The 11,623-nt window shown below is 47.5% G+C and carries 14 protein-coding genes; 9 read left to right on the forward strand and 5 right to left on the reverse strand.

Features of this window, described 5'->3' with window-relative positions; all coding sequences use genetic code 11:
* Positions 1 to 21: 21 nt before the first annotated feature.
* The gene (locus ACHA99_RS22405; RefSeq protein ID WP_393945065.1) at positions 22 to 1,923 is read right to left on the reverse strand and encodes a sigma-54-dependent Fis family transcriptional regulator; all 1,902 of its coding nucleotides are present in this window, start codon (positions 1,921 to 1,923) and stop codon (positions 22 to 24) included.
* A gap of 260 nt (positions 1,924 to 2,183) precedes the next feature.
* Here ACHA99_RS22405 and ACHA99_RS22410 point away from each other — a divergent pair, with 260 nt between their 5' ends.
* Positions 2,184 to 3,704 (forward strand): aldehyde dehydrogenase family protein, encoded by a 1,521-nt coding sequence (locus ACHA99_RS22410; RefSeq protein ID WP_393945067.1) that lies wholly within the window; start codon positions 2,184 to 2,186, stop codon positions 3,702 to 3,704.
* Positions 3,705 to 3,872: 168 nt separating this feature from the next.
* Here the strand turns inward: ACHA99_RS22410 and ACHA99_RS22415 are convergent, their stop codons facing one another.
* On the reverse strand, positions 3,873 to 4,376 hold the full coding sequence (locus ACHA99_RS22415; protein ID WP_286993348.1) for a hypothetical protein: 504 nt from the start codon (positions 4,374 to 4,376) through the stop codon (positions 3,873 to 3,875).
* 83 nt (positions 4,377 to 4,459) lie between these two features.
* Positions 4,460 to 4,924: a DUF2809 domain-containing protein gene (locus tag ACHA99_RS22420; RefSeq protein ID WP_393945070.1), complete on the reverse strand. Its 465-nt coding sequence runs from the start codon at positions 4,922 to 4,924 to the stop codon at positions 4,460 to 4,462.
* Between the two features lie 216 nt (positions 4,925 to 5,140).
* Between ACHA99_RS22420 and ACHA99_RS22425 the strand changes: the two genes are divergently transcribed.
* From ACHA99_RS22425 to ACHA99_RS22455, 7 genes are all read left to right on the forward strand, one after another.
* Positions 5,141 to 5,728 (forward strand): cytochrome b/b6 domain-containing protein, encoded by a 588-nt coding sequence (locus tag ACHA99_RS22425; protein ID WP_393945072.1) that lies wholly within the window; start codon positions 5,141 to 5,143, stop codon positions 5,726 to 5,728.
* A 53-nt stretch (positions 5,729 to 5,781) separates the two neighbouring features.
* Entirely contained in the window at positions 5,782 to 6,228 is a 447-nt protein-coding gene (locus ACHA99_RS22430; RefSeq protein ID WP_393945074.1) for a DUF1924 domain-containing protein, read from the forward strand.
* Between the two features lie 102 nt (positions 6,229 to 6,330).
* Positions 6,331 to 6,894, forward strand: coding sequence for a diacylglycerol kinase (locus ACHA99_RS22435; RefSeq protein WP_393945076.1), 564 nt, complete (start codon positions 6,331 to 6,333; stop codon positions 6,892 to 6,894).
* Positions 6,887 to 7,153, forward strand: coding sequence for a PepSY domain-containing protein (locus ACHA99_RS22440; RefSeq protein ID WP_011787607.1), 267 nt, complete (start codon positions 6,887 to 6,889; stop codon positions 7,151 to 7,153). Before ACHA99_RS22435 ends, ACHA99_RS22440 begins: the two co-directional genes overlap by 8 nt.
* Complete coding sequence (locus ACHA99_RS22445; RefSeq protein WP_006079718.1) at positions 7,153 to 7,812, forward strand: response regulator transcription factor; 660 nt, start codon at positions 7,153 to 7,155, stop codon at positions 7,810 to 7,812. Before ACHA99_RS22440 ends, ACHA99_RS22445 begins: the two co-directional genes overlap by 1 nt.
* A gap of 5 nt (positions 7,813 to 7,817) precedes the next feature.
* Positions 7,818 to 9,134 (forward strand): sensor histidine kinase, encoded by a 1,317-nt coding sequence (locus ACHA99_RS22450; protein ID WP_393945080.1) that lies wholly within the window; start codon positions 7,818 to 7,820, stop codon positions 9,132 to 9,134.
* A gap of 132 nt (positions 9,135 to 9,266) precedes the next feature.
* The gene (locus ACHA99_RS22455; protein WP_393945082.1) at positions 9,267 to 9,734 is read left to right on the forward strand and encodes a GNAT family N-acetyltransferase; all 468 of its coding nucleotides are present in this window, start codon (positions 9,267 to 9,269) and stop codon (positions 9,732 to 9,734) included.
* Between the two features lie 105 nt (positions 9,735 to 9,839).
* Here ACHA99_RS22455 and ACHA99_RS22460 read toward each other — a convergent pair whose 3' ends face one another.
* Together ACHA99_RS22460 and ACHA99_RS22465 are read right to left on the reverse strand one after the other, a co-directional pair.
* A complete protein-coding gene (locus ACHA99_RS22460) occupies positions 9,840 to 10,049 on the reverse strand; it encodes a hypothetical protein (RefSeq protein ID WP_105251048.1) in 210 nt (69 codons plus the stop codon).
* Between the two features lie 409 nt (positions 10,050 to 10,458).
* A complete protein-coding gene (locus tag ACHA99_RS22465; protein WP_105251047.1) occupies positions 10,459 to 10,971 on the reverse strand; it encodes a DUF1993 family protein in 513 nt (170 codons plus the stop codon).
* Positions 10,972 to 11,238: 267 nt separating this feature from the next.
* Between ACHA99_RS22465 and ACHA99_RS22470 the strand changes: the two genes are divergently transcribed.
* Positions 11,239 to 11,505 carry a hypothetical protein gene (locus ACHA99_RS22470; protein WP_393945084.1) on the forward strand — a complete coding sequence of 89 codons (267 nt, stop codon included), beginning with the start codon at positions 11,239 to 11,241 and terminating at the stop codon, positions 11,503 to 11,505.
* The last annotated feature ends 118 nt before the right edge of the window (positions 11,506 to 11,623 follow it).

Raw genomic sequence — 11,623 nt, forward strand, 5'->3', positions numbered from 1 at the left:
AACAAGAGCCGTAAGCTAGCATTAATCCTTAAGCCCCATCTGTTTTAATCGCCGGTACAAGGCATTACGGCTGATCCCTAAACGCTTAGCGCATTGGCTCACATTGCCATTACAGGCCTGAAATGCCTGCAGCACATTGCTATAAATCGCCTCATTTAGGGAATCCGATTGAACCTGTGTGACATTCGGCTCCACTGCGAACTTACCACTTGGCAGGGGTGATGCAGAAGGTTGACCACTTACCTCTTTAAATTCTTCACATAAAGATGCAGCTTGTAACAGGCCGACTTTTAACGGCTCGCATGTGAGTTTGGCCGCCAGATAATCGGGTAAATGTTGCCAATTGAGGGTATTGTCCCCTTCTGCCATCAAGCAAGCGACTTGCATGAGGTTATCCAGCTCACGCAAATTCCCCGGCCAGTCGTATTGCATCATTTTCCCTAACAGTTCTGGGCAGATATCCTGCGCGGCGATACGATGTTTACGATGCAATTTATGGATAATACGCTCGATATCCTGCCGCTCACGCAGCGCAGGTAAACGTACTTGCAGACCATTCAATCGATAGAATAAATCCTGCCGAAACAGCCCTTGAGTCACCTGTTGTTCTAAATCCATATGGGTTGCGGCAATGATTTGGATATCGACTTTAAAGCTTTGATTACTGCCAACGGGTACCACTTCGCGCTCTTGCAATACTCTGAGTAAACGACTCTGGGCCGCCAGCGGCATTTCACCGATCTCATCTAAAAATAAAAAGCCGCCGTGGGCTTGGCGAATTTTACCGATAAATCCAGTGCGGTTTGCCCCAGTAAAAGCGCCTGCCTGATAACCAAAAAGTTCAGATTCGACTAATTCAGCGGGCAATGCGGCGCAATTCACTGCCACTAAAGGCTCGGTGCGACGCGTACTCTGGGCATGGAGCTTTTTAACAAACTGCTCTTTACCGACGCCCGTTTCTCCGAGCACTAGCAGCGGAATTTGCTTGGTGATCACCTTATTGGCATGTTGCCAAGCGCGTTCTAATAGAGGATCGCGAAACCTAACCCCCAATTGATTGAGCGATTTATTGCTAATCGCAACTCGACCCTTAGCGCTGGGAATATTTAAGGATTGAGTCTGTAAATGCAAAGCTAAATGTTGATTAAAACCGCCCACACGGCTCCAATTATCGCCTAAGTACTGTTCGACGGCATCGCCCACCTTAGCATGGCTAAGCAATTGTTTCGCCATGGGATTACAACCCACGATGCGGCCATCGCTATCGGCAATCACTATGCCCTGCCAACCCGAATTCAACAGGTTTGGCTGCGCCGCTAAATCGATTCGATAATGACTATCGGGCAGATGGCACAAAAGCGCGGTCTCGACCTGCTGCGCCAAACTGGACACTAACATCAGCGTCTGCTGGGTATGTCTTTGCTGCTCGCTGGTGATATCAATCACCCCGAGCATCTCACCTTGGGGGGAAAATATCGGGCAAGCAGTGCAACTCATAAAACGGTTCTGGCGAATAAAATGCTGCTCACCCACCACGGATACCGCTTGTTTGGCCGTAAGCGCCGTCCCTATCGCATTAGTGCCCTTATGCTGCTCAAGCCAATTCACCCCAATATCCAGAGCTACATCCGCCAGTTTTGTGGAGTAACGGCTCACGCCCCAATGCCTAAGTACATAACCCTCGGCATCGGAGAGCAGGAGTCGGCTATTAGAATGCGCCATCAACTGATTAAACAAAGGCAAGGCATGGGATTGCACTAATGTGATGAGCATTTGATATTGCTCATGTTTCTGCTTTAGTTCACTAGCATCGAGCCTGAGTTCCTGGGGTAACTGAAATTCTGACAAGCCAGCGCCAATGCTGCGCTGCCACGAATCGGCCAACCACGCCTGTGTCGATGGTAAATGCGGTTTAACTGCCATAGCCGTGCTCCCCCGAGCTGTGTTCCGTTTCAGCACAATTGCTGTGTGCCACTCAATGACAAAGTAACCACAGGACACACTTCTCTCCCTGAGTGCCCATACTGTTTCAAATCTGCAAAATTAGCTTTTCATCATACTGTTAGCACAACAAGTGTACAACTCCTGCCAGTTTGGCACTCTCCTTGCGATATCCATTTGTATGCAACGCTAAAGTGTTACGCAAGAGAACACTAAGTCAATCAACAAGAAGGAATGATTCTATGATTTATGCTCAACCCGGAACCGCAGGCGCAATCGTTAACTTCAAAGAAAAATACGCCAACTTTATCGGCGGAAAATGGGTCGCCCCAGTCAATGGCAAATACTTCGACAATCGCTCACCCGTGAATGGCCAAAACTTTTGCCAAATCCCGCGATCCGATGCACAAGATATTGAATTAGCATTAGATGCCGCTCACGCAGCGAAAGAAGCATGGGGTAAAACCTCAGTCACCGAGCGCTCAAACCTGTTACTGCGCATTGCCGATCGCGTCGAGCAAAATCTCGAATACTTAGCCGTTGCCGAAACCTGGGAAAACGGTAAAGCGGTGCGTGAAACCTTAAATGCCGACTTGCCCTTATTCGTCGATCACTTCCGCTACTTTGCGGGTTGTATCCGCGCACAGGAAGGCAGCGCCGCCGATATCGACGGCAACACAGTCAGCTATCACTTCCCAGAGCCTTTGGGCGTGGTCGGGCAGATCATTCCTTGGAACTTCCCGCTCTTGATGGCGGCATGGAAAATCGCTCCTGCGCTGGCGGCGGGTAACTGTGTGGTACTCAAGCCTGCGGAGCAGACGCCAGTCTCGATTCTGGTCTTGCTCGAGCTGATTGAAGACCTATTACCCGCGGGTATTCTTAACGTAGTCAACGGCTTTGGCGCCGAAGCAGGACAAGCTTTGGCCACCAGCAAACGCATCGCTAAATTGGCCTTTACGGGCTCCACCGAAATTGGCTATCACATTTTAAAATGCGCCGCTGAATCCTTAATTCCATCGACCGTTGAGCTTGGCGGTAAGTCGCCTAACGTGTTTTTTGCCGATGTGATGGACCATGAGGACGAATATTTAAATAAAGCCGTCGAAGGTATGTTGCTGGCCTTCTTTAACCAAGGCGAAGTCTGTACTTGCCCATCACGAGTGTTAATCCAAGAGTCGATTTTTGATCGCTTTATTGAAAAAGTGCTCGCCCGCGCGCAAACCATTAAGCAAAGCGATCCCTTGGATACCGACACTCAAGTTGGCGCTCAAGCCTCTAAAGAACAGTTCGATAAAATCTTAAGTTACTTAGCCATAGGTAAGGCTGAAGGTGCAGAAGTGCTACTGGGCGGCACACTTTGCCAACTCGATGGAGGCCAAAGCGAAGGTTATTACATCAGCCCGACGATTATGAAAGGCCACAATAAGATGCGTATCTTCCAAGAGGAGATCTTCGGCCCCGTCATTTCGGTCACCACTTTTAAAGATGAAGCCGAAGCCTTAGCGATCGCGAACGATACTGAGTACGGCCTAGGTGCTGGCGTGTGGACACGTGATATGAACACGGCTCAACGTATGGGACGTGGCATTCAAGCGGGCCGCGTGTGGATTAACTGTTACCACGCCTATCCTGCCCATGCCGCCTTTGGTGGTTACAAAAAATCCGGCATCGGCCGCGAAACCCATAAGATGATGCTCAACCACTATCAAAATACCAAGAATCTCTTGGTAAGTTACGATGTGAATCCTCTTGGTTTCTTCTAAAAGGTTTTTTGGGATCAAGCCAGCTGATGTGAGGAAGCTTTTATTAGGTTTTTAAACGTCTTTGCAAGCAAGCTTATAAAACTTTCCGCATGAGTAATCGATACAAGTGATAAACATGAAAGGGCGAATAGCCCTTTCATGTTTAACTGAATTTAATTCAAACCTCACTCAGTTTATATTATCAATCCGCGCTAAACGCTGAGCTAATTCAGCAAGAGAGGAGGCTGTTTGTGGATCGCTTTGGGGATCGACAACTTCAACCAGTTTAAGTTTTGGCTGAAAAGGTAACCAAGAATTGCCCGTTGTCATCACTAAATCCAGCACAAACTGACCGTAATAGTGCAACCTCAGTCGGTTATCCGTCATAGGCCAATGGGCATAAAGCAGAAAAGAATCGTACATTTGCGCCAAAGAGGTTGTCGCAATGAGCTTAAACCCTTCATCAAGCAAACTAAACTCGGTCGATTCTTCGAAGGGACAATCGAAAGAAGTGATGACCAAATACCCCGAGGTTTTATTGGGTAAAACGCAGCGGTATTGGCCTTCAATCACTAGGCCTGCAATAAAAGAGTGAGTAGGTTGGCCATTGAAATACAAAGGCATTTTCAGTGGATTAGGCTCAAGTCCATCAGTACGTGTTGTTAGCAGTGAAAACCCCGTTATCGGCTGCATCCCTTACCCCACTTATCTCGCCTACCTATCTCGCCTACTTATCCGCGAAAACACACGTCACGCGGCTCTTGCGGATTCAAATACTAGGACTGACGGCTTTTCCAATAACAGCCCAGTAAGATCAAGTAACCGACAAAATATGCCACGAGATCAAGTGGATCAAAATGGCTACCTATCACTATTCGCGCCAAACGATTTCCGCCCAAGCCCAGCTTATCGACTAAGCCCCAATATTGGCCAAACTCGATAGCAAAGGCAAACAGCAATACCGCCAACGCCAGCCAAGGCGTTTGAAAAAAGCGTTTAATACCCTCGCCTGTGTTTTGTGCTAGGGGCTTTTCTACTGGGCTGGCAACCGGAACGACAGCCCGCACCATGCAAAACAGTAAGATCACCACCAATACATCGCCCACAAAACCACGAATAAAACCCGCAGGTGCATATAAGGCGATTAAGACTTCGGTCAAAAATAATAAAACGGCATAAATACAAAAGGATTTACGACTCGGATTGCGGCTGATGAAAGCGCGAATAACGGCGGTAGACATAAATAAGTTAATCCCTTCACTCGGTTGAGATGGCAGAATTTACCTTAATACCAATAGGTTAACAAGGACACTTGAGTTGACATTTAAGGCTCACCACCCGAGCAAGCGCGGCACTCAAGCCTATCAATTCGATAAATGTTCGCCCCTCAAAATTTAAGCGAGGTTTAAGTTTGGGTTAAGTAGCCTACACCTAAACCCACTTAGGAGCGTCACACCATGTCATCAAACACACTGCAAACCATCAAAGTCTGGGACCTGTTGATCCGCATATTCCATTGGTCACTCGTCGGATTTTTTACCTTAGCCTACCTCACTGAAGGCGAAGACGAATGGATGACCATCCACAGTTACGCAGGTTATAGCATCTTAATTTTACTGGTGTTTCGCCTGCTGTGGGGCGTGATGGGTACCCACAATGCGCGCTTTAGCAACTTTATCACTCGCCCTAAAGAAGTACTGGTGTACCTCAAAGGACTAGTCACAGGCAAAGCCAAAGACTACATAGGCCATAACCCCGCTGGGGCAATGATGATAGTGGCCTTGATTGCCAGCATAGCCATCACGGGATTCTCAGGCATGGCGCTGTACGCCACCGACGGACACGGCCCATTAGCCACGAGCTTTTTCGCCACTTGGCCCGAAGGCGCCATAAAAGAAGTCCATGAATTCTTTGCCAACTTCACAGTGTTCCTTGTGGTCATCCACGTTGGCGGCGTCATCGTCAGCAGCCTATTGCACAAAGAAAACTTAGTCAGAGCCATGGTCACGGGCAAGAAACAACGCCCTGTGAAACAAAAAGATTAATCCATTAGCCATTTTGCTTAGCAATAAGACATCCAGCCCAAAAGGAATGCCCTATGAACAGATTAACCAGACACACAAATAAAAGTCGCCGTGCCATTGTCGCGATTTCTACCTTGCTGCTGACTAGCCTTAGCATTAGCGCCGCCAACAGTAAAGTGCAAAGCCTGCCTCTTAGCGCCGAGCGTATTGGCACTCAACTGCAAAGCTATCAAGCCCAAGGCGCTGGGCCCTTTACCGCCGCCGCAGGACAAAAGCTTTGGCTACAGGACATGGACGGCCGCAGCTGCGCCAGTTGCCATACCGCCAAAGTCACTGGCATGGGGATGCACCAAAATACCCGTAAACCCATTGACCCTATGGCGCCGTCGATTACCGCAGATCGGTTAACCGACTCAGCCAAAATTGAGAAATGGTTTAGCCGTAACTGTAACTGGACCTTTAAACGCGACTGCACGCCGCAGGAAAAAGGCGATGCCTTACTCTGGTTAAGCCTGCAATAGCCGCCAAATTTCGACCGTATTACTCATTCAATAACTAATTTAATTAGATCGATTAATTTCAATACCTTCCACAGAAGGTAACGGCACAAAAAGGAAGATGTCATGACTAAACAAGCACACCCTATTAGCTGGTTCTTAGGTTCATCACTCACAGCTGCGGCATTAGCCATTGGCGTTATCGGTGTCAGCCTAACCTTAACTGGCACAGGCTATGCGGACGATGGCCGCGAGCTCACCCGCGCCATTCCACAGAATGCGGAATACACGGCAGAATGTGGTAGCTGCCACATGGCCTATCCAGCCAATTTACTCCCCGCCGACAAGTGGCGCGCCATTACCGCAAATCTTGAGAATCACTTTGGTGACAACGCCAGCCTAGATCCTCAAGTCACTGCTAGAATTGAGGAATATCTGGTTCAACATGCGGCGCAAAATGGTAAGGTGATGAAAAACAGCACGCCGCTGCTCGTAGGGTCTGGGCCGCAGAAGATCACAGAACAGGCATATTTTATTGGCAAACACGATGAGATCCCAAGACGTATGGTGCAAGATAACCCCAAAGTCGGCTCATTCAGTCAATGCAGCAATTGTCACAACCTCGCAGAGAAGGGCATATTCGATGAAGATACCGTTAATATTCCTGGTTTTGGCCGCTGGGATGATTAGCAGTCCAAGCACTGATGCCCACGACGATGATCTTTCCAGCAAGGTGGTCGAGTGGGTTAAGGAGGGCAAGGTTTTGCCCTTTGACACCATAATGCAACGTTACGAATCACGCCTGCAGGGGCGGCTGCTGGACTTAGAAGTCGAACAAAAACATGGCAGGATCATCTACGAGCTCGAGATCCTCCGTGACGATGGCATAGTGTATGAAATCAAAATTGACGCCAAAACCGGCGAGTGGCTAAAGGAAAAGGTCGACTGATGCGTTTGCTATTGATTGAAGATGATACCGATCTGGTCGCGCGCCTGATTCCCGCCCTTAACAAGGCGGGTTATACCGTCGAGCACGCCGATAACGGTATTGATGGCGCCTTTTTAGGCGAAGAAGAAAACTTCGAAGCCGTGATCCTCGATCTCGGTTTACCCGGCAAACCCGGTTTACAAGTCCTCGGCCAATGGCGACAAAAAGGCTTAGCCATGCCAGTGCTGATCCTCACCGCACGTGATGCGTGGCACGAACGGGTCGACGGTCTCAAGGCGGGTGCGGATGATTACCTCGGCAAGCCTTTTCACATTGAAGAACTACTCGCAAGGCTCGAAGTGTTGATCCGCCGCCACTTTGGCCGCGCCGACAATGTGTTGCAGCATGCAGGTGTCTCCCTCGATGTCGACAAACAAGCCGTCACTAATGTTGATGGTGAAGTGATAGAACTGACTAAGATTGAATATCGCCTACTGCATTATTTAATGGTCAATCCCAGCAAGATCGTCTCTAAGTCAGAGCTCAGTGAACGCATTTACGAAGAAGATCAAATCAAAGACAGCAATGTCATCGAAGTGTACGTCAACCGCCTGCGCCAGCGCTTAGGCAAGGATTATATCGAAACCCGCCGCGGCCAAGGTTATCGACTCAAGGAGTAAAAGGCGTGTATTCACTCAAGGGTTATCTGACGCGCAATCTGCTGATCACGCTCACCTTTGCCATGGTGCTGTTATTATATTTTCTATACCAAGGCATCCAAATATTAACCCAAGACTTTGTCGCTTCGCGTCTACAACACGATGCCGACAGCCTGATCTCCGCCCTGAATCATAATCCCGATGGCACATGGGCGCTCACCACCGACCGCTTGCCCAATGTGTACCACAGGGTTAATTCTGGGCATTATTTTGCGATTCAAATCGGCGAGCAAACTCTGCGTTCACGCTCCCTATTCGACCATAACGTAAACATGCTTAAGCTGACCGCTGGTGAACAACGCCAAGCCACTGAGTTTGTCGGCAAAGAACATTGGCTGATGTTCAGTCAGGCCGTTATCAAAGATGACCAATTAGTTACTCTGTGGGTGACAGAAGACATCAGCGAGCTCGAACAAACCCAAGTGCAATTTTTAGCCTTTGCCAGCGCAGCCGTGTTGCTCACGATTGTCATTCTATTAATAGCACAGTATCAATTACTTAAACGCGGTTTTAAACCCTTAGAGCAGATGCCAGAAGCTATCCGGCAAATGCGCACCCAAGGGCAAGAAATCAATCCTGACCAAGTGCCAAGCGAGATAGTCCCGCTGATCGAAGAGATAGATCGCTTAGTTAATCAATTGGGCCTGCGAGTACAACGCTCCCGTAATGCCTTGGGTAACTTAGCCCACGAAATGAAACGTCCGTTACAAGGGCTGCAGTCCTACCTAGAAAGCCTTCCACCAGAACAGCGAAGTGAGGGCAGTAAAGTGCTCGCAAACCTGCACCACATCATCGAGAGAGAGCTTAAGCGCACTAAGATTGTCGGCCTGTCAACTCCAGGGCGTTATACCGTGCTCGATGACGATCTTGCGCCGCTGATTCAAGTAATGCAGCGCATTTACCCAGACCGCATTATTCATAGCCATTACACGAGCGGCTTAGTAATGCCATTTGATCGGGATGACTTACTCGAACTCTTAGGCAACTTGCTGGATAATGCCTGCAAGCATAGCCGCAAGAACATTGAGATCCGTATAGTGCATCAAACGGCTCCCACCGCAGGTTATGGGATCATAGTCAGCGATGATGGCGAAGGCGTCTCCGATGCCGCGCTGTCCGTTATCATTGAGCGCGGCATTCGGCTAGATGAAAGCATCCAGGGCCATGGTTTAGGATTATCTATCTGCAAAGATATCGTCGACAGTTATCAAGGCGAACTCGGTTTTAGCCATGCGAAACAAGGCGGACTTAACGCCAGCGTATTTCTGCCGCTCCCGAGTTAAGCGGTATACTCAGCCAAACCGTGCTTAATTAATCCTGCCGCCAAATCATTCAGACCAGCGAACGGACTTAATTATTCGTGCCACTATGTCGCACCATTAAGCCCTTTGCATAACACAAGTCCAGAGATTTATATGAAAGTTATCGACCTAAAATCGGCCCCGCAGCACATTCCACAGCTGGCACAATGGCATCATCAAGAATGGGCACATTTAAGTTCTGCGGACGCCACAGTCACCACACTCATTGAGCAGATGAGCGAGTACCTTACTGACGCCGCTATTCCTAAGATGTTTATCTGTGAAGAAGCTAACCAAGTCATGGGCTCCTCCTCATTAACCGCAGCAGATATGGATACCCGAACCGACCTCAGCCCTTGGCTGGCCAATGTGTATGTTAATCCACACTATCGAAATAAAGGCTTAGGGAAATTATTAGTCAATGCCGTCGTTGATTATGCCAAAGCACTCGGATTACAAAAAATATATTTGTTTACCGCAGACAAAGCAGACTTTTATCAGACACTTGGTTGGTCAAAGGTTTCACGGGAAGATTATATGGGCGAGATGGTCACAATAATGGAATATAAATTTAAGAAGTGAATGTTTAAGGAGAGTGAGCAAGCTTCACGACGGACGTCGTGAAGCTGTACATGCGGGCTAAATATCTAAATGTGATATCCAATACTTAGCGACAAGCCAATGGCTTTAGTCAATTTCAATATCCACACCGAAACGATTGGATAGTTGGCGTTGCTCGTGCAGAATTTCAATTCGGCGGCGAGTATCTTGGGTCAACTTGTCTTTGAGGCGCAAACCACTGGTAATGGCGGCTTTTTTGGCTTTCTTGCTCTTCATCGGTAAATCAGTTGTCGTTGCATCCGTAGGACTCTCGACGGCTTGAGATTCGATAGACATAGCTAACTCCTTTAATTAGAACCTTAAATAGGCTCTTCCAGTAAATCCCTGCTCTAGACGAAAAAACAGGTCATCTATAATGAGTCAATTCGCCATTCATTATTTATGTAACAGATAATTTGGCGACTCATAAACTTACGGTCCATATCATTCACCTAAGCCAACAAGATTAAATACATGCTGATAGGATGAAGATGATCGAGACATAAGGTCGAAATGAAAAACTGAGTATTGATTGACTTCATCGACGCAACAGAACCCTAACGAGTCCTAAATTTCCCGGCGACAAAGCGGCATAACATAGGTAGAGAAAGAACAGGTAGTAATGCAGAAAGGTTGGTAAGCTCGAGCGGCAAAGCGCTGCTGCGCAACAATTAGGCTACGCAACAGTACTACATCTAGCCTAGATTTACGACTTATATGGCATAGCGCCGAGGTAATCTTTCTTGCCAATTTCAACACCGTTGTGGCGCAAAATCGCGTAGGCTGTTGTTACATGGAAGTAAATGTTCGGAATAGCATGCTCAATGGCAAACTCATAACCTGTAAGATATTTTCCTTCCCATCGTGGTTGTGAGACATGGATCGTGGCCGCATTAGCAAAATCATCCGCTTTAAACGTCGCTAAATAATCCAAAACCGAGCTAATACGCGCTTGCAACTCAGCCAGCGTCGTCTCGCTATCATCATGCTTTGGTACTGTATCTAAGTTATCAGTCAAACGTGCTACGCCAATTTTGGCAGTATCGCAGGCAATTTGAACTTGGCGAATAAGATTGAATTGATCCGGCGCTAAACGTGAGTTTAATAGAACCGACATATCAACTTTCTTGAGGTTTGCGAAGCATTCGCCTTTTTCAAGAATAACGCTTAAATTTTTCAGCATCTTGCTAAATTGTACAACCGTTAAATCATAAAGCATGGCATGGACCTCATTGATGGACGCTACAAAACTGCAGCACTTAAGACGATCTTGGGGCAAATTACTCAATTTCAATCATTCTTGGAATTTAAGTATCTGCTTAATAATAAATACTTCAATATAAACGATATTAAGTCAATTAGGACGAGAAAAAGATAGACGTTACCAGTAGGGATAGAGCGTCAGCTACAAGCTAAGAGATTAAAATTATCTCGGACTGATCCGAATAACAATAACGTACACTCGTAGGAATTGGGATGGCTGGGTATGACGATAACCATGTGCTTCGAGCCCGAAGCATGTGCGTCACTGGGACGAATTATCCGCGACGCCATAACGAAAAAAGCCTCATCTTTCGATGAGGCTTATCTCTTAATGTTGGCGGAGCGGACGGGACTCGAACCCGCGACCCCCGGCGTGACAGGCCGTGCATATATAGATTTTAGTCCGTTACCTATTTTTCCTAAATTGTTGACAATTGATTTTATTAGCATTACCCAGATGACCATCGGACTGTTCATTAATGACAATTAACGACAACTTGGTAGTCACGGTCACGAAAACCTGTCTTTTCACTGATCAACATTTGATCAATTTTGAGGGCTAAAAAAGTAATAGCTACATTCAAGTAAGCAAGCAAGTATGTACTGGT

The sequence above is a fragment of the Shewanella sp. S23-S33 genome (assembly GCF_043359565.1).
GTDB classification, from domain to species: domain Bacteria; phylum Pseudomonadota; class Gammaproteobacteria; order Enterobacterales; family Shewanellaceae; genus Shewanella; species Shewanella oncorhynchi.

Bases quoted from the DNA above. Each gene is read 5' to 3' on its own strand.
- ACHA99_RS22405 (WP_393945065.1), bottom strand. From the start codon at position 1,923: ATGGCAGTTAAACCGCATTTACCATCGACACAGGCGTGGTTGGCCGAT.
- ACHA99_RS22410 (WP_393945067.1), top strand. From the start codon at position 2,184: ATGATTTATGCTCAACCCGGAACCGCAGGCGCAATCGTTAACTTCAAA.
- ACHA99_RS22415 (WP_286993348.1), bottom strand. From the start codon at position 4,376: ATGCAGCCGATAACGGGGTTTTCACTGCTAACAACACGTACTGATGGA.
- ACHA99_RS22420 (WP_393945070.1), bottom strand. From the start codon at position 4,924: ATGTCTACCGCCGTTATTCGCGCTTTCATCAGCCGCAATCCGAGTCGT.
- ACHA99_RS22425 (WP_393945072.1), top strand. From the start codon at position 5,141: ATGTCATCAAACACACTGCAAACCATCAAAGTCTGGGACCTGTTGATC.
- ACHA99_RS22430 (WP_393945074.1), top strand. From the start codon at position 5,782: ATGAACAGATTAACCAGACACACAAATAAAAGTCGCCGTGCCATTGTC.
- ACHA99_RS22435 (WP_393945076.1), top strand. From the start codon at position 6,331: ATGACTAAACAAGCACACCCTATTAGCTGGTTCTTAGGTTCATCACTC.
- ACHA99_RS22440 (WP_011787607.1), top strand. From the start codon at position 6,887: ATGATTAGCAGTCCAAGCACTGATGCCCACGACGATGATCTTTCCAGC.
- ACHA99_RS22445 (WP_006079718.1), top strand. From the start codon at position 7,153: ATGCGTTTGCTATTGATTGAAGATGATACCGATCTGGTCGCGCGCCTG.
- ACHA99_RS22455 (WP_393945082.1), top strand. From the start codon at position 9,267: ATGAAAGTTATCGACCTAAAATCGGCCCCGCAGCACATTCCACAGCTG.
- ACHA99_RS22460 (WP_105251048.1), bottom strand. From the start codon at position 10,049: ATGTCTATCGAATCTCAAGCCGTCGAGAGTCCTACGGATGCAACGACA.
- ACHA99_RS22465 (WP_105251047.1), bottom strand. From the start codon at position 10,971: ATGCTTTATGATTTAACGGTTGTACAATTTAGCAAGATGCTGAAAAAT.
- ACHA99_RS22470 (WP_393945084.1), top strand. From the start codon at position 11,239: ATGACGATAACCATGTGCTTCGAGCCCGAAGCATGTGCGTCACTGGGA.